Source organism: Azonexus sp. (assembly GCF_030824335.1).
Lineage (GTDB): Bacteria > Pseudomonadota > Gammaproteobacteria > Burkholderiales > Rhodocyclaceae > Azonexus.
Genome location: NZ_JAVBXX010000006.1, coordinates 344717 through 361872 on the forward strand (window position 1 = coordinate 344717; position 17156 = coordinate 361872).

General features: G+C 58.7%; 14 protein-coding genes. 10 read left to right on the plus strand and 4 right to left on the minus strand.

Annotated features, from left to right (window positions below):
- The first annotated feature begins 127 nt into the window (after positions 1–127).
- Together RCI20_RS03835 and RCI20_RS03840 are read left to right on the plus strand one after the other, a co-directional pair.
- Positions 128–2920, plus strand: a complete 2793-nt coding sequence (locus RCI20_RS03835; protein ID WP_306603225.1) for a cache domain-containing protein — start codon at positions 128–130, stop codon at positions 2918–2920.
- Positions 2921–3043: 123 nt separating this feature from the next.
- A complete protein-coding gene (locus RCI20_RS03840; RefSeq protein ID WP_306603226.1) occupies positions 3044–4372 on the plus strand; it encodes a M48 family metalloprotease in 1329 nt (442 codons plus the stop codon).
- 19 nt (positions 4373–4391) lie between these two features.
- Here the strand turns inward: RCI20_RS03840 and RCI20_RS03845 are convergent, their stop codons facing one another.
- The 4 genes from RCI20_RS03845 to RCI20_RS03860 all read right to left on the minus strand — a co-directional run bounded on the left by RCI20_RS03845 (position 4392) and on the right by RCI20_RS03860 (position 7999).
- Positions 4392–4898 carry a hypothetical protein gene (locus RCI20_RS03845; RefSeq protein WP_306603227.1) on the minus strand — a complete coding sequence of 169 codons (507 nt, stop codon included), beginning with the start codon at positions 4896–4898 and terminating at the stop codon, positions 4392–4394.
- Positions 4899–4919: 21 nt separating this feature from the next.
- Positions 4920–5660 carry a flagellar motor protein MotB gene (locus RCI20_RS03850; protein ID WP_306603228.1) on the minus strand — a complete coding sequence of 247 codons (741 nt, stop codon included), beginning with the start codon at positions 5658–5660 and terminating at the stop codon, positions 4920–4922.
- Complete coding sequence (locus RCI20_RS03855; protein ID WP_306603229.1) at positions 5657–7240, minus strand: hypothetical protein; 1584 nt, start codon at positions 7238–7240, stop codon at positions 5657–5659. Before RCI20_RS03855 ends, RCI20_RS03850 begins: the two co-directional genes overlap by 4 nt.
- A gap of 84 nt (positions 7241–7324) precedes the next feature.
- The gene (locus RCI20_RS03860; RefSeq protein ID WP_306603230.1) at positions 7325–7999 is read right to left on the minus strand and encodes a Crp/Fnr family transcriptional regulator; all 675 of its coding nucleotides are present in this window, start codon (positions 7997–7999) and stop codon (positions 7325–7327) included.
- A gap of 186 nt (positions 8000–8185) precedes the next feature.
- Between RCI20_RS03860 and RCI20_RS03865 the strand changes: the two genes are divergently transcribed.
- The 8 genes from RCI20_RS03865 to RCI20_RS03900 form a co-directional block, all read left to right on the plus strand.
- Positions 8186–10153: a long-chain fatty acid--CoA ligase gene (locus RCI20_RS03865; protein WP_306603231.1), complete on the plus strand. Its 1968-nt coding sequence runs from the start codon at positions 8186–8188 to the stop codon at positions 10151–10153.
- 2 nt (positions 10154–10155) lie between these two features.
- Positions 10156–10938, plus strand: coding sequence for an ABC transporter ATP-binding protein (locus tag RCI20_RS03870; RefSeq protein ID WP_306603232.1), 783 nt, complete (start codon positions 10156–10158; stop codon positions 10936–10938).
- Positions 10939–10951: 13 nt separating this feature from the next.
- Positions 10952–11866, plus strand: coding sequence for a branched-chain amino acid ABC transporter permease (locus tag RCI20_RS03875; RefSeq protein WP_306603233.1), 915 nt, complete (start codon positions 10952–10954; stop codon positions 11864–11866).
- A gap of 12 nt (positions 11867–11878) precedes the next feature.
- On the plus strand, positions 11879–12955 hold the full coding sequence (locus RCI20_RS03880; protein ID WP_306603234.1) for a branched-chain amino acid ABC transporter permease: 1077 nt from the start codon (positions 11879–11881) through the stop codon (positions 12953–12955).
- A gap of 44 nt (positions 12956–12999) precedes the next feature.
- The gene (locus RCI20_RS03885) at positions 13000–14319 is read left to right on the plus strand and encodes an ABC transporter substrate-binding protein (RefSeq protein ID WP_306603235.1); all 1320 of its coding nucleotides are present in this window, start codon (positions 13000–13002) and stop codon (positions 14317–14319) included.
- A 69-nt stretch (positions 14320–14388) separates the two neighbouring features.
- Entirely contained in the window at positions 14389–15240 is an 852-nt protein-coding gene (locus tag RCI20_RS03890; protein ID WP_306603236.1) for an ABC transporter ATP-binding protein, read from the plus strand.
- On the plus strand, positions 15237–16466 hold the full coding sequence (locus tag RCI20_RS03895) for a phenylacetate--CoA ligase family protein (RefSeq protein ID WP_306603237.1): 1230 nt from the start codon (positions 15237–15239) through the stop codon (positions 16464–16466). Before RCI20_RS03890 ends, RCI20_RS03895 begins: the two co-directional genes overlap by 4 nt.
- Positions 16467–16641: 175 nt before the next feature.
- Positions 16642–17156: CaiB/BaiF CoA-transferase family protein (locus RCI20_RS03900; protein ID WP_306603238.1), on the plus strand; the 515-nt coding region annotated here is incomplete at its 3' end.

Consider the following 17156-nt stretch of genomic DNA (forward strand, 5'->3'; position numbering starts at 1 on the left):
CGGTTTTCCTGCGATGGCTTGCGCTGCTTTCAATGCTGATATACCCCTGATCAAAGTAAGCTTTTTCCAGTCGACTCCGACGAAAGTGATACCCTATCCGGATTAATCCATCGGCTGGAAATCCATTTTGTCCCTGCCTGCCAACGAAAAAAACCTGCCGCGCATTCACCTGATCGGGACGCTGATCATCGTGATTTTGCTCACCTTGGGGCTGGGTGCATGGTTGTCCTGGCAGCAACTGGGTAAAGAACGCGCCAATCTGCAGCGTCTTGAAATCTTGCTGACCGAGCAGGTGCAGGCTCGCCTGCAGGTGGAAATGGACAGCGCAGTCAGTTTTGTCGAATTCACCCGCTTGCGTACCGAAGCGGTCTTGCGGCGCAGTCTGGTGGCGCAAGTTGATGCTGCCTATCAGATCGTCGAGGCGATATATGCCCGGGAAGCCACCCGACGGCCGGCAACAGAAGTCCGCCAGTTGATTGTCGAAGCGCTGCGCCCGGTACGTTTCTACGACGGGCGCGGTTATTACTTCATTGACGACATGCAGGGGCGTTTCATCCTGTTGCCGACGGCACCGCACTTCGAAGGCAAGATCAACCTGGAAAATGCCGACGATAAAGGCACCAAGATCATGCGTGGCCTGATTGATGCAGCCCGCAAGCCGCGTGGCGAGGGTTTTGCGAGCTATCGCTGGTATCGCCCGGATACGCCCGACACGATGGCCGACAAGCTGGCTTATGTCCGCTATTTTGCGCCTTACGACTGGTTGATCGGTACCGGCGATTATCTGTATCAGTGGGAGGAGTTGCAGAAAATCGAAGCGCTGGCGCGACTGCGGCATCAGGTTTTTGGCAATAATGGCTATGTTGCAGTCATGTTGCCGGACGGTCGGGGTCTGGTTTCGCCGACAATACCGGAAATCGAGGGACGGCCGTTGTCTGCACTGACCGAGCAACAGCAAGTGGCGGTACAGCGAATTCTGGCGGCGGCGACACCAACCGGCGCTTTCGTCAATTACGAATGGTTGCATCCGGTTACCGGCAAGCTGGCACCGAAGACTGCGCTGGTGCGAACCATCGCGCCGTGGAACTGGGTGCTGATTGCCACGGTGTACGACGACGATCTCAAAGCCACGGTCGCCGAACAATTGCAGCGCCGGCAGGGGATCGATGCCGACACCTGGGCTGATCTGCTACTTGGCCTGCTGGCGGCATTGCTGCTCGGGATCGCTGGCTCCTGGCTGTTCTCGCGCTGGAGCGGACGCCTGTTCCTTGAGTACCACCAGCGCAATGTGTTGCAGCAGCAGGCTTTGCGGAAAAGTGAAAACAAGCTGAACAGTATTCTCGACAGCGTTGAAGCCTACATTTTCATCAAGGGCCGCGATTACGCGTATCTCTACGCCAATCGCAAGGTCTGTGAGTATTTCGGGAAATCTGCCGAGCAAATCGTCGGTCATGGCGATGAAGTTTTTTTCGATGCAGATACCGCGCGCAAGCTTCGCGAGAATGACCAGCGAGTGCTGGAGAATGGCGAGCGGGTGGTCGACGAGGAACTCAATCGTCTGGCCAATGGGGAGATCGATACTGCATTTCTGTCGATCAAGATCCCGCTGTTCGATGAAAACGGCGAGATTTACGCCTTGTGCGGCATTTCGACCGATATTACCGAGCGCAAGCAGAACGAGGTGGAACTGGAAAGATACCGCCACGATCTCGAGGCGCTGGTCGAGTCCCGCACCGCCGAACTGGCGCAGGCCAGAGATGCGGCAGAGTCTGCCAGCCGTGCCAAGAGTGCTTTCCTGGCCAATATGAGCCATGAAATCCGCACCCCGATGAACGCCATCATCGGTTTGACGCATCTGTTGCGGCGCGAGGACCCGGATGCTGGACGGCAGCAGCGGCTGACCAAGATCATCGATGCCGCGCAGCATCTGCTCGGCATCATCAATGGCATTCTCGACCTGTCGAAAATCGAGGCCGGTCGATTGCAACTGGAGCAGGTTGATTTTTCGCCCCAGGAACTGTTGACCCGGGTATTTGGCCTGCTCGACGAGCGGGCGACGGCAAAAGGCCTGCATCTGCAGTGGCGCATTGCCGATGACGTGCCGGCGCAACTGCGTGGCGATGTCTTGCGTATTGAACAGGCCTTGGTCAATTTCATTGCCAATGCGATCAAGTTTTCCGAGCATGGCGAGATTCGGGTCGGGATTGAGCGGCTGCCGGATGTGGGCGATCGCATCTGTCTGCGCCTTACCGTCGAGGATCAAGGCATCGGTTTGACACCGGAAGAGCAGAGCCGTTTGTTCGCCGCCTTTGTCCAGGCCGATGTATCAACGACGCGCAAATATGGTGGCAGCGGGCTTGGCCTGGTCATCAACCGCCATCTGGCGCATTTGATGGATGGCGATATCGGTGTCGACAGTCAGCCCGGGGCGGGCAGTCGCTTCTGGATGACACTGTGTGTCGATCCGGTAGTCCAGGTGGCAAGCCTGTCGAGTGCCGGGAGCGATGGGCTACCGGCGCCGGAAGTGCAAATCGCCCTTGCCCATGGCGGCAAACGCGTCCTGCTGGTTGAGGACGAACCGGTCAGTCGTGAGGTCGCCATTGAGTTGCTGGAACTGGCCGGCCTCACCGTTGAGTCTGCCGAAAATGGTGAGCAGGCAGTGCATAAGGCAGCCGTTGGCGATTACTCGGTGATCCTGATGGACATGCAGATGCCGGTGATGAGCGGCATCGACGCAACGCGTGCCATCCGGCGGTTGCCGAATGGGCGGCAGGTGCCGATCCTGGCGATGACGGCCAATGCTTTCAACGAGGACAAGATCGCTTGCCTGGAAGCCGGCATGAACGATCACATCGGTAAGCCAGTCGATCCTGACGTGCTGTACGGTGTCTTGTTGCATTGGCTGGGAAGATCGGTTTAAGGCCGGCAAAAAAGCCATATTTTTGCGGTCGACCGCAATATTGGCGGCATTTCCATCGCATGTTTCATGCCGTATGTCATTGCCTTATCATTGAAGCTTCCCCGAGTATTTCAGGAGTCCACCATGCATCTCCATGACGAACTGGCCAATAGTCTGCAACGCAATCTTGTCACCCGCCGCCAGGTGCTCTGGCTGTTTGGCGCAGCCGCTTTGTCCGGCTGTGCGCAATCGCCGGTTGGCGGGCAATCCATTCTGGTTGGCATGAGCGAGTCCGAGGAAAAAGCGGTGGATCAGCAGGTCGCGCCGCAGCAGTTTTCCCAGGACATGGGGCCGGTGCAGGATAGCCAACTGAATAATTACCTCAGTTCGGTGGGGCAACGTCTCGACCAGCATACGCATCGGCCGCAAATGCCTTATTCCTACCGGGTGCTCAACGCCAACTACGTCAACGCCTACACCTTCCCCGGTGGCGCGATGGGGGTGACGCGGGGCATTCTGGTGGACCTGAATAACGAAGCCGAACTGGCCGCCTTGCTCGGTCACGAACTGGGCCACGTCAATGCCCGGCATGCGGCGCAGCGTCAGGGGCAAGCGATGGTGGCGCAGATTGCCGTGGCTGGCGCCAATATCGCCGCATCAAACAGCGAATGGGGTGCCCTGGTCGGTATTGGCAGCCAGTTGGGTGCCAGTGTCCTGCTTTCCAGTTATTCGCGCGATAACGAACGTGAGGCCGATGCATTGGGGCAGGAATACATGGTGCGGGCCGGCTATCCGGCCAGCGGCATGGTTGGGCTGCACCAGTTGCTGGTCGATCAGCAGAAGGAAGCACCGGGCATGTTGCAGACCATGTTTTCGACCCATCCGATGAATGTCGAACGGCGCGATACGGCGCGTCAACTGGCGGAAACGCGCTACGCCAGCACGCAAAATCGTGATGTCGGGCGGCAGCGTTTCATGGACAGCACGGCCAGCCTGCGCCGCATCAAGCCGACCATTGAAGCCTGCCAGCAGGGCGAAACGGCGATGGCCAAAAAGCAATATGGCGCGGCCGAAGGGGCGTTCAAAAGTGCGCTCGACAAAACGCCGCGCGATTACCCTGCCAATTTGTTGATGGCGCAATGTCTGCAAGCGCAGGACAAAAGCCGCGAAGCGCTGCGTTACGCCGAAGCGGCCAAGGGGATCTACCCGCAGGAAGCCCAGGCGCATAAACTGGTTGGCGTGCTGGCCCTCGGCCTGAAAGACCCGGCCGCCGCTTATGCCGGTCTCAACCAGTACGACCGGATGCTGCCCGGCGATGCCGGCGTCAGTTTTCTGAAGGGTGTTTCCCTTGAAGGCATGGGCCGGCGCGAAGAGGCTGCACGCGTCTATGCCGGTTATTTGCGCAACAACAAGCAGGGCAAGGCGGCGGAATATGCCTATAGCAGGTTGAAAGGCTGGGGGTATGTGAAGTAGGCGATGTACGCGGTTCGGGCTAAACAGCGAAATGGCGCTGTCTGGCACGATCCGGCTGGGTGTGGCGCAACAGGAAGTTGGCAATTTTCTGGTTTTTCGGGCGCGGTTGGCTGTTGGCCGAGACGTCATCGGTCGCAATATTCGTATGCCAGGCATATTGCAAGGCACGACAACAGGCAGCGAATCGTACCGGGTGACTGAGGCGCAGGTTGGCGACGGTGTGCAGCAATTCGTCGACCAGCCGATCATCGTCGAGCAGGCGGCGGCCTCCCCAGTCGGTGGATAAGGCTATGCCATAGCAGGCATACTTTAAATCCGGGTATGGCGTATTGCGGCCCTGGACGCGAAAGGCCAGTACGCCGTGCGCAATGCGTGGCGGGGCATGGCGGCCGCGCAGCGGGGCCAGTGCTTGTCGGGCAATGTTCAGTCGGTGGAGCAGAGCGGGTTCGTTGACTGCCAGTTGTTCGAGGCTGTGGCCGAGAAGCTTGCGTTCAAGCAAAAGTCGCAGGGCTGCGCTATCGCTCATCGCGGTCGTTCATCCTGGCATTCATCGTTGATCCAGCGGGCAAGGGGTTTCGTCGTCCTGACGGGGGGGCGCAAGGTTTACCCCTGCCGCATCGGGGGCAGGAGATTCTTCCGCCTCGAAAAACTCCAAGCGCAACTCGATGCGCCGGCTGGCTTCCAGGCTGGTTTTCTGGGCGTTGAACGAAGCGCCGCTGACAATGAAGAGTTGTCGCACCTGCATGCGGTCGACCTCGGAAAGCGAGGCAATTTCCGGCAGCGGGGCGAGCAGGGTGCAGATCACTCGAGCCGAGCGCTGCAGGCTCAGGTTGAGGTTGTAGAGATAACTGCCGCGCGGATCGGCGTAGCCGATCACAGTGATGCGCTTGAGCCAGCGGGCGGCAATCGGGGTGCGGGCGAGACGCAGGACTTCGGGTACGAACTCCCGCAGCAAGCGGATCTGTTCGGTATTCAACTGGTGGCTGTTGCTCGGGAAGCGGGCGCGTTCGCCGAAGTCGATGGTCGAACCGCGCAAGGTGATGCCGGGGTAGTTCGCAGTCAATTGCTTGAGCAAGGCCATGAAGTCGGCGATTTCCTCCTGGCGTTCCGCTTTTTGTTCCTGCACTTCGGCCGTGGTTTGGGTGACGGCAAACAAGGCAACCGTCAGGGCGACGAGAAAGAGCACCATCAAGGCGGTCATCAGGTCGGCGTAGGAAATCCAGAACGGATTTTCGCCTTCCTGCTTTTCTGTCTTGCCGGCTTTGGCGGAACGGACGAGCGGGTTCACCGGCGTGCTGGCGCCTGGCTTAGCGCATCCGACAGTTCCTCAATGGCTCCTTCGAGTGCTTCGACGGCAGTGACGACGCTGCGCTGGAACTGGTTGTTGCCACGCACCAGCGTTTGTTCGATGTTCTCGGCAAAAGCCGCGTGGGCGTCGCCCAGGACCTGATTGACCGATTGCAGGTAGTCGCCGGCCTTGCCCTCCGCTGCCGCCAGGTTGCGGGTGGCCTGTTCGAGGCGGCTGACCAGTTCGCTGGTCAGCCCGGCATCGCGGCGGGCGAGTTCGACCGTGCTGCGCAAGTCGGCGGCCATGCTGGCGACCTGCTGTTGCAGGCGGCTCTGCTCGACCATCGACAGGCTGATACTTTGCGCGGCCTGGGCCATCGCGCTGGCAGCTTGTGCCATATCCTTGTTGGCGTGGGCAAAGGTCTGGCTGAAGGTTTGACCAACGCGCTGGACATCCTGGCCGGCGTTTTGCAACTGGCCGGCGGCCGAATTGAAGGCCGATTGGCCGGCATTTTCCAGATTGCCGGCGACCTTGCCGAGTTCGGTGGTCAATGCAGCAAGAGTTTGCGCGGTGTTTTGCAGCAGCTCTTCCAGTCGTCCCTGGCCTTGGCCGACCTGGCGTTCGACCTGACTGGAGAAGCGCAGCAGGGTTTCGTTCAGTGCTTGGGCTAGATGCGTATTTTGTTGTGCGCCGAGACCTTCGACGGCCTGGGTCATGCGTTGCAGCGGTTCGCCGAGATTTTTGTCCAGTGTCTGGGCGACGGCACTGGCAATTTGTCCGGCCAGCGCTTCCTGATGTTGCTGGCTGCTGCTGCGTTGTTCGGCAATCAGCGCCTGCAGGCCCTGGCGCAATTCGCCGGCCAGCGTCTGACGCATTTGCGGTCCTTGCGCAGCGGTGGTTTCGCAAGCCAGCACCAGACGCATCAGCGCGGCATCGCCGCTGCTCAGCGCAAAGCGCTGGTTGAGTTGCTGGCAAAGTTGCGCCACTTTGTGCTGCAGCCGGGTGATCAGGGATTTTTCAACCCAGGTGAAAATCATCGCCAGCGTGATGGCGGCGGCGGAAATCTCGAAGGCGTGGCCGACGCTGCGAATCAGGGATTCGAGACTGTTGCGCACGGCGTCGGCTTCGCTGGTCACCTGGAAGGCGCTGAGGCCGACAATCAGGCCAGAGAAGGTGCCGATGATACCGATACCGGTCAGGATGCCAGGCAGGTGCCGGTAGAAGCCGGTTTTCAGTGGCGTATCGATCAGCGTTTCTTCGCTGAACACATGCTCGGCCGGCAGCGTGGCTTGCCACGGGTGTTCGGTTTTGGCGAGTGGGCCTTGCAGGGTGGCGGCGTAAGTCAGCCACAGGGTTTTCAGTGCCGGACTACGGAAGCTGTCGCCCAGCTGTTTTTCGGTTTCACCTTGGGTGTATCCGGCGGGGAGGACGCGTAGCGACTGGAGGGCATGTTGCAGCTTGCGGTCAAGCAGCCAGCCCGGCAGGACAAAGCGGACAAAGTACACAACGCTGACGATGACCAGCAGCAAGCCGATCAGTGTGCCTCCCCAGACTTGCCAGAACTGGAACAAGGGGTTCATGAGTGAAATATTGCGGTCAACGCGGGGAAAAGCGGCATTTTGCCGGTTCCAGGAGTAAATGCCAGAGTCTGCATGGGAGTCGTTTTATCCGCCAAACTGATGCAAGCCGTCAAGGTTCAGCACGTTGATGCCGCCATACTCGCTGCGCACCAGTCCCGCATCTTCGAGCACTTTCAGGCCCTGATTGGCCCGCTGGCGCGAAACGCCGGCCAGATAGCCCAGCTCTTCCTGCGAAATCTGCAGCAGGCGATTGGTGCCCGGATAGAGCACGGGGTTGAACAGGGCGGCGAGTACGCGGGCAATGCGCGTATCGACATCGTGCATGCGCTCGTTTTCCATCATGCCGATGAATTGGCCGAGACGCTCGTTCAACTGCGTGATCATGTAACGGTTGAACGGAATGCTGTGATCGAGCAACCAGAGGAAAGTCGTGCGGTTCATGAAGGCAACGCGGGTTTCGCGCAGCGCCATGACATCGTAACGGCGCGGTTCTTCCTTGAGCAACGAACCTTCACCGAACCAGGCGCCGCTGCTGATGCCGGTCAGCGAGGTGGTCTTGCCGGTAGTCCAGTGACTGGCCATTTTGCCCAGGCCATCGATGATGCCCATCCAGTGGGTCACCGGCTCGCCCTTCATGCAAATGAAAGCACCGGCCGCATAGCTCCTTTCGATGGTGCCGGCCAGTGCGCGCTGCATCTCCTCTTCGCTCAGCGATTTCCCCCATAGCGAGGTGCGCAGCAGTTCCTCGATGTTTTTCAATTTATTTCCCTGGATTGTCTGCCGAATGACAATTATACGATGCGCTTGTCCCTACACTGGATTGCAAATGTGGGCGTATGACTTTGTGCACTGCAAGGTTTACGGGGTTGGCAGTAATGCCCACAATGCTTCAAACGAACGTTAGACCGCGCTACTTCGAAAGCGCGGCAAGAGGAGACAAAATATATGCCCACGCAGGCGAATTACGCCGCGCTGGATGGTTTGCACACCTTCCCGCGGCTGCTGTTGCATCACGCCCATGTCCGGCCCAATGCGCCGGCCATGCGCGAAAAATATCTCGGTATCTGGCAAACCTGGACCTGGTCGGACGTCGCCGAACGCGTTCGCGCGCTGGCCTGTGGTCTGGCCGAGCTGGGTTTCAAACGCGGCGATAATCTGGCGATTGTTGGCGACAACCGGCCGCATCTGTACATGATGATGGCTGCAGCCCAGTGCCTGGGCGGTGTGCCGGTCCCGCTGTACCAGGATGCCGTGGCGGCTGAAATGCTGTTCGTGCTGCAGGATGCCGGCATCCGCTTCGTCGTCGTCGAGGATCAGGAGCAGGTCGACAAGATGCTTGAGGTGCGCGAACAGGTGCCGAGCATCGAGCATGTGATCTACGATGATCCGCGCGGCATGCGGCATTACAACCAGCCCTTCCTGCACGATATTCACGAGCTGATGGAGATGGGACGGATTCACGACCGCAATCACCCCAGCTTCCTCAATGCCGAAATCGAAGCCGGTCATTTTGACGACATTTCGGTCATGCTCTACACCTCCGGCACGACCGGCAAGCCGAAAGGCGTTTGCCAGACCCATGCCGCATTCATCGCCGCCGCACGCGGTGGCATCGAAGTTGATCGCATGGATGCCGATGGCGACATCCTGTCTTATCTGCCGATGGCCTGGGTGGGCGACCACTTGTTCTCCTTTGCCCAGGCGATGGTCGCTGGTTTCACGATCAATTGCCCGGAGTCCGGCGATACGGTGATGACCGACCTGCGCGAAATCGGGCCGACCTATTACTTTGCCCCTCCGCGCGTTTTCGAAAGCCTGCTGACCTCGGTGATGATTCGCATGGAAGACGCCGGCAAGCTGAAACAGAAAATGTTCCACCACTTCATGGCCGTCGCCAATCGCTGCGGTGCCGACATTCTGGACGGCAAACCGGTGTCGACCGCAGATCGCCTGCAATATGCGCTGGGCAACCTGCTGGTGTACGGTCCCTTGCGCAATGTGCTCGGCCTGAGCCGGGTGCGCGTCGCATATACCGCCGGTGCGGCAATCGGTCCGGAACTCTTCAAGTTCTACCGTTCGATCGGCATCAACCTGAAGCAGTTCTACGGCCAGACCGAAACCTGTGCCTACGTCTGCCTGCAGCCGGATGGCGCGATCAAGTTCGATTCCGTCGGTCAACCGGCCCCCGGCGTCGAAATCAAGATTGCCGATAACGGCGAGGTGCTGGTCAAGGGGCCGATGCTGTTGAAGGAGTATTACAAGCGTCCCGATGCAACCGCCGAAGCCTGCAATGCCGACGGCTGGTTCCTGACCGGCGATGCAGGTTTCCTCGACGCGGAAGGCCATCTGAAGATCATCGACCGGGCGAAGGACGTCGGCAAGTTGGTCAATGGCGCCATGTTCGCCCCGAACTACATCGAGAACAAGCTGAAGTTCTTCCAGTACATCAAGGAAGTGGTCTGTTTCGGCCACGATCGAGAGATGGTCTGCGCCTTTGTGAACATCGACGTCGGCGCCGTCGGCAACTGGGCCGAGCGGCGTGGTATCGCTTATTCCGGTTACGCCGATCTGGCTGGCAAACCGGATGTGCTGCAACTGATCCGCGAATGCGTCGAACAGATCAACGGCACGCTCGTCAATGACAGCATGGTTGCGGATTCGCAAATCCACCGTTTCCTGGTGCTGCACAAGGAACTCGATCCGGATGACGACGAACTGACCCGGACACGCAAGGTGCGGCGCAATTTCGTGTCGGAAAAATACAAGGTGCTGATCGATGCGCTGTACGGCGGCAAGGCTTCGCAATTCATCGAAACCGAGGTCAAGTTCGAGGATGGCCGGCGTGGCAAGGTGTCGGCCGACCTGAAGATCATCGACTGCAAAACCTTCCCGATTGTCAAAAAGGCGGCCTGAAAATGAGCAAAAAAATAGGCGACGTCATTCTCGACCTGCAGAACATCTCGCTCCGCTTCGGCGGCGTCAAGGCGCTGACCGATATTTCCTTCAACGTCCGTGAACATGAAATCCGCGCCATCATCGGCCCGAACGGTGCCGGCAAGAGTTCGATGCTCAACGTCATCAACGGCGTCTACCACCCGCAGGAAGGCAAGATTTTCTGGCACGGCAACGAGCGCAAGAAAATGGAGCCGCACATGGCGGCACAGCAGAATATTGCCCGCACTTTCCAGAATATTGCCTTGTTCAAGGGCATGAGCGTGCTCGACAACATCATGACCGGGCGCATTACCAAGATGAAGGCTAACTTCATCGAGCATGCGCTGTGGTTCGGTCGGGCGAAAAAGGAAGAGTTGGAGCACCGGAAGAAAGTGGAAGAGGTCATCGACTTTCTGGAAATCCAGCACATTCGCAAGACGCCGGTTGGCCGTTTGCCCTACGGCCTGCAAAAGCGCGTCGAACTGGGCCGGGCGCTGGCTGCCGAGCCTTCCATGTTGCTGCTCGACGAGCCGATGGCCGGCATGAACGTTGAAGAAAAACAGGACATGTGCCGCTTCATCCTCGACGTCAATGACCAGTTCGGCACCACCATCGTGCTGATCGAGCATGACATGGGTGTCGTCATGGATATTTCCGACCGCGTGGTCGTGCTCGACTACGGAAAGAAGATCGGCGACGGCGTGCCCGACGAGGTCAAGAATAACGAAGACGTGATCAAGGCCTATCTGGGCGCTGGTCACTGAGGAGGGACAGAACATGGAATTCTTTTTTGAAGTCCTGATTGGCGGCCTGCTGTCCGGCGTGATGTACGCGCTGGTGGCTCTGGGTTTCGTGCTGATCTACAAGGCATCCGGGGTGTTCAACTTCGCTCAGGGGGCCATGGTTTATCTGGCCGCGCTGTCGGTGGTCGGCATCATGGAGTGGGGTGCGCCGCTGTGGCTGGCCGTGATCCTGGCGTTTGCCGTGATGACCGCCTTCGGTATCGGCACCGAGAAATTCGTGCTGCGCAAGCTGGTCAATCAGCCGCCCATTGCGCTGTTCATGGCCACCATCGGCCTGACCTTCTTCATCGAAGGTCTGGCCCCGATGATTTTCGGCAGTGACCCGCGCGCACTGGACATCGGCATCGTCGACGAGCCCATCCCCTATATCCTGGAAAACTGGAACATGGTGATTTCGAAGTTCGACCTGGTAGCTGCCGGTGTCGCTTCCGTGCTGGTTGCCACGTTGGCCCTGTTCTTCCAGTACACCCGCATTGGCCGGGCGCTGCGCGCCGTGGCGGATGATCACCAGGCCGCCTTGTCGATCGGTATTCCGCTGCAGCACATCTGGGCCATCGTCTGGGGCGTTGCCGGTTTTGTCGCACTGGTCGCCGGCATGATGTGGGGGGCGCGCAACGGCGTGCAGTTCGCGCTGACTTTTACCGCACTCAAGGCCTTGCCGGTGCTGATCCTCGGCGGCTTTACGTCGGTGCCGGGCGCGATTGTTGGCGGCTTGATCATCGGTGCCTCGGAAAAACTGGCTGAAATCTATATTCCCCCGGTCATGCAAGACCTGTTCGGCGGCAACTTCGGCGGTATCGAAGGCTGGTTCCCGTACGTGCTTGCCTTGCTCTTCCTGCTGGTCCGGCCCGAAGGCCTGTTCGGCGAAAAACACATCGACCGGGTATAAGGAGAAATCACCATGCTTTACCGCGAAGCCGGTCAATTCAAGACCTCCTACGCTGCCGACCAGCAGTTGTTTCCGATCCGTCAGGATCGGATCGGTCTGGTCCTGTTGCTTGCCGTTGCCTTTTTCGGGATTCCGTTGTTTGCCAGCGAGTACTGGTTCTCGGCCATCCTGATTCCCTTCCTGATTTTTGCCCTGGCCGCGCTCGGTCTGAACATCCTGACCGGTTATGCCGGCCAGTTGTCGCTCGGCACGGCAGCCTTCATGGCCGTCGGCGCTTACGCTGCCTACAACTTCCAGCTCCGGGTCGAAGGCATGCCGATCCTGGTTTCCTTCATCTGCGCCGGGTTGACCGCAGCAGGGGTGGGTATCCTGTTCGGTTTGCCATCGTTGCGCATCAAGGGCTTTTACCTGGCCGTGGCGACGCTGGCGGCGCAGTTCTTCATCGTCTGGTGTCTGACCAAGTTTCCCTGGCTGTCGAACAACTCGTCGTCCGGTGTGATTTCGGCACATAACATCAACATCCTGGGTTATGCCTTCGATACGCCGCGCGACAAGTACCTGCTGGTGCTGGCCATCGTTGCGTTGATGGCGCTGGCGGCCAAGAACATGGTGCGTTCGTCGACCGGCCGGGCCTGGATGGCGGTGCGCGACATGGACGTCGCCGCGTCGGTGATCGGCATCCGCCTGATGCATACCAAGCTGCTGGCCTTCGCCGTCAGTTCCTTCTACTGCGGCGTGGCCGGTGCCTTGTATGCCTATTGCTATCTAGGTTCGGTCGAGCCGGATGGCTTCTCGCTCGACATGTCCTTCCGCATCCTGTTCATGGTCATCGTCGGCGGGGTCGGTTCGATTCTCGGGTCTTTCCTCGGTGCCGGCTTCATTCTGCTGCTGCCGATTTTCCTGGATATCACCCTGCCTTTCGTCGCCGATCTGTTCGGCCTGCCATTTTCCAGCGCTACCGTGTCGCACATCCAGATCATGGTGTTCGGTGCGCTGATCATGTTCTTCCTGATCGTCGAGCCGCACGGGTTGGCCCGTTTGTGGCAGATCGCGAAGGAGAAACTGCGCTTGTGGCCGTTCCCTCACTAAACCGAGGAATAGCCGTTATTTTGTAACACTGGAGGAGACATTACATGATTAAAAACTTCAAACCTGCTGTTGCCGCTGCTGCGGTTTCCCTGGCCATGCTGTCGCAGACTGCGGCGGCCGCTGATCAGTATTTTCCGATCCCGAGCTACCGCGTGGGTGCCTATGGCGCCAACGGCCAGGCGTTCTACGGCGGCTTCATCGATTATCTGAACTATGTCAATCTGAAAGAAAAGGGCGTCAATGGCGTTCAGATGACCTGGGAAGAGTGCGAGACCGAATACAACAACGCCAAGGGCATCGAGTGCTACGAACGTCTGAAGGGCAAGGCCAAGGATTCGGCAGGTCCGATCCACACCATGTCGACCGGTATTTCCTATGCTCTGATCGACAAGTCGGCGCAGGACAAGCTGCCGCTGGCGATGATGGGTTATGGCCGCACCGATGCAGTTGACGGCTCGGTCTTCCCGTACGCCTTCCCGTTGGTCACGACCTACCAGATGCAGGCATCGGCCATCGTCAAGTTCATCAAGGAAAAGGTTGGCGGCAATCTGGCCGGCAAGAAGATCGTCTATCTGTACCACGACTCTGCCTATGGCAAGGAAGCGATCATTGCGATGGAAGCCGAGGCTTCGCTGAACAAGTTCTCGCTGGTCCAGATTCCGGTTGCCCATCCGGGGAACGAACAGAATGCCCAGTGGTTGCGCATTCGTCAGGAAAAGCCGGATTACGTGGTTTTCTGGGGCTGGGGCGTGATGAACCAGACCGCGCTGAAGTCGGCCCAGAAGGTCGGTTTCCCGCGTGAAAAGATGATTGGTTCGTGGTGGACCGGTTCCGAGGAAGACGTGATCCCGGCTGGCGACGCCGCCAAGGGCTTCATGGCTGCGACCTGGAACGTGGCCGGCAAGCAGGTACCCGTCATTGCCGATATCGAGAAAGTTGTTTACGGCGCCAACAAGGGCAATCTGCAGGACAAGGCCAAGATCGGTACCGTGTTGTACAACCGCGGTGTTTCAGCGGCTGTGCTGTCGGTCGAGGCGATTCGCAAGGGGCAGGAGAAATACGGCAAGGGCAAGGCGCTGAACGGTGAACAAATGCGTTGGGCGCTGGAAAACCTGAACATCACCGATGCTCGTCTGAAGCAAATCGGTGCTACCGATCTGCTGCCGGAAATCAAGACCTCGTGCGACAACCACGAAGGTTCCGGCAAGGTGAAGATTCAGCAATGGGACGGCGCCAAATGGGTACCGGTTTCTGGCTGGATCGAGGGTAACAAGGGCTTGATCCACCCATTGTTCCAGGCATCCGCCAAGCAGTACGCCAAGGAAAAGGGCATCACGCCGCGTGATTGCAGCAAGGAAAAGTAAGGCGCTTTCGGGAAGCGGCAAGGGACTTTTCCCTTGCCGTTTTTCAACCGCCACGCTTCGGGAAACGATATGAATATACAAGCTGCTACGAGCATGGAAACAGAGGCTGGCCCCAGGGGCGACCACTATCTGAACATCAATAACATCGAGGTCATTTACGACCACGTGATTCTGGTGCTCAAAGGTGTTTCGCTCGCCGTCCCCAAGGGCAAGATCGTTGCCTTGCTGGGTGCCAATGGCGCCGGCAAGTCGACCACATTGAAAGCCATTTCGAACCTGTTGCGCGCCGAACGCGGCGATGTCACCAAGGGTTCGGTCGAATACAAGGGCCAGCGCATCGACCAGTTGACACCCAACGAACTGGTCAAGCGCGGCGTCATCCAGGTCATGGAGGGGCGGCATTGCTTTGCCCACCTGAGCATTGAAGAAAACCTGCTGACTGGTGCCTATACGCGTTCCATTTCGCGTGCCGAATTGAAGGACAGCCTGGAAAAGGTTTATCACTATTTTCCTCGCCTCAAGACACGTCGCACCTCGCAGGCCGGTTATACCTCCGGTGGCGAACAGCAGATGTGTGCCATCGGCCGGGCCTTGATGGCCAAGCCGGAAATGATTTTGCTCGACGAGCCGTCGATGGGGCTGGCACCGCAGATCGTCGAAGAAATCTTCGAGATCGTGAAGGATCTGAATAGCCGCGAGCAGGTCAGTTTCCTGCTGGCCGAACAGAACACGATGGTCGCACTGCGCTACGCCGACTTTGGCTACATCCTGGAAAACGGGCGGGTGGTCATGGAAGGCGCAGCGGAAGATCTGCGCACCAACGAAGACGTCAAGGAGTTCTATCTTGGCCTGTCTTCTGCCGGCCGCAAGTCCTTCAAGGAAGTGAAGCATTACCGTCGCCGCAAGCGGTGGCTGTCATGAGTTACTACGATCCGCTGGAAACGCGCGATCCGGCCGAGCGCGAAGCGAACCTGATGGACCGGCTGGCCCGTCAGGTGGCGCACGCCAAGGAAACGACACATCACTATTTTCAGCTGTTTGCCGGGGTCAACCCCTTCCAGTGCGCCAGTCGCGAGGCACTGGCGGCTTTGCCGCTGACGCGTAAGCGCGATCTGATTGAGCTGCAGAAAAAACACCCGCCGTTCGGCGGTCTGAACGCGTTGCCGCGCACTCGGGCCAAACGGGTTTTTGCTTCACCCGGTCCGATCTACGAACTGCAGGGGATGGAAACCGATCACTGGCGCATGGCACGTGTGCTTTACGCCGCAGGTTTTCGCAATGGCGATCTGATCCACAACTGTTTTTCCTACCACTTCACACCGGGGGCGTTCATTTTCGAAGGTGGCGCCCGCAAGTTGGGGTGTCCGGTATTTCCCGGTGGCACCGGGCAGACCGAACAGCAGGTGCAGGCGATTGCCGAGTTGCGCCCGGATGGTTATGTCGGTACGCCATCGTTCTTGCGCATCATTGTCGAAAAGGCTGAGGAAACCGGGGCTGACATCAGTTCGCTGAAAAAAGCTTGCGTATCCGGCGAGGCACTGCCAGGCGTGACCCGTGCCTGGCTGGCGGAGCGTGGAATTGTCGTGCGTCAGTGCTACGCAACGGCGGATATTGGCGTCATTGCCTACGAAACCGAAGCAGAAGCCGGACTGGTCGTTGAAGAGGATGTGCTGGTCGAAATCGTCCGGCCGGGCACCGGTGATCCGGTACCCGATGGTGAAGTGGGCGAGGTTGTGGTGAGCACCTTCAACGCCGACTATCCATTGATTCGTTTTGCTACCGGTGACTTGTCAGCCATCATGCCGGGACGTTCCCCGTGTGGCCGTAGCAATGTCCGTCTTAAAGGCTGGATGGGGCGTGCCGACCAGACCACCAAGGTCAAGGGCATGTTCGTTCATCCCGAGCAGATTGCCGAAATTGCCAAGAATTATCCGGAGATATCGCGCATGCGTCTGGTTGTCGATAACCCGGATGCTCAGGATCGCATGGTGTTGCACTGCGAGCTGGAAGACCTTGCGCCGGCCTTGGAGAGTGAACTGGTCAAAGCCCTGCGCGAACAGACCAAATTGCGTGGCACGGTCGCTTTTGTGTCACCGGGAAGTTTGCCGAACGATGGAAAGGTGATTGAAGACAAGCGGGTCTATTGAGTTGCAGCCATGGGCTGCCCCGGTGCCTCGCTCAGTGTCCGTTGGTGCCGGGAAAATGCCTCGATGAGGCTCACGCAAGCTGCTCGGTATGGCGTGCAGACAAAAATGGTGTTGTGCTGGAAAAATACGGCACGCTCAATCATCATTAACCTGAATTTTTCAATCCGGGCCTAGCATGCAAAAAACCTCAGAAAATAAAACATCCGGCCCTTTGGCTGGCATCAAGGTCGTGGAGTTCGCCGGTATCGGCCCCGGCCCCTTTTGTGGGATGTTGCTGGCGGATATGGGGGCAGAGGTCAGCCTGCTGGAACGTGCCGGTGGCACCTTTGCCTCACAGCTATTTGGCGGTGGGCGAAAGGCTGTTGCCAATCGCGGCAAGAAATCGATTTGCATCGATCTCAAAAGCCCGGAAGCGAAGCCCTTGGTTTTGAAACTGATCCAGGATGCCGATGTGCTGATCGAGGGATTCCGTCCTGGTGTCATGGAGCGTCTCGGTTTTGGGCCAGACCTCTGTCTGGATTTGAATCCTCGTCTGATCTATGGCCGCATGACCGGTTGGGGGCAAACTGGGCCACTGGCGGCGCGTGCCGGCCACGATGCAAACTATGCGGCAGTTGCTGGTGTGCTGGATACCGGACGGCGCCACAATGGCGCGCCTTGGGCGCCACCCACGCTGGTGGGGGATATGGG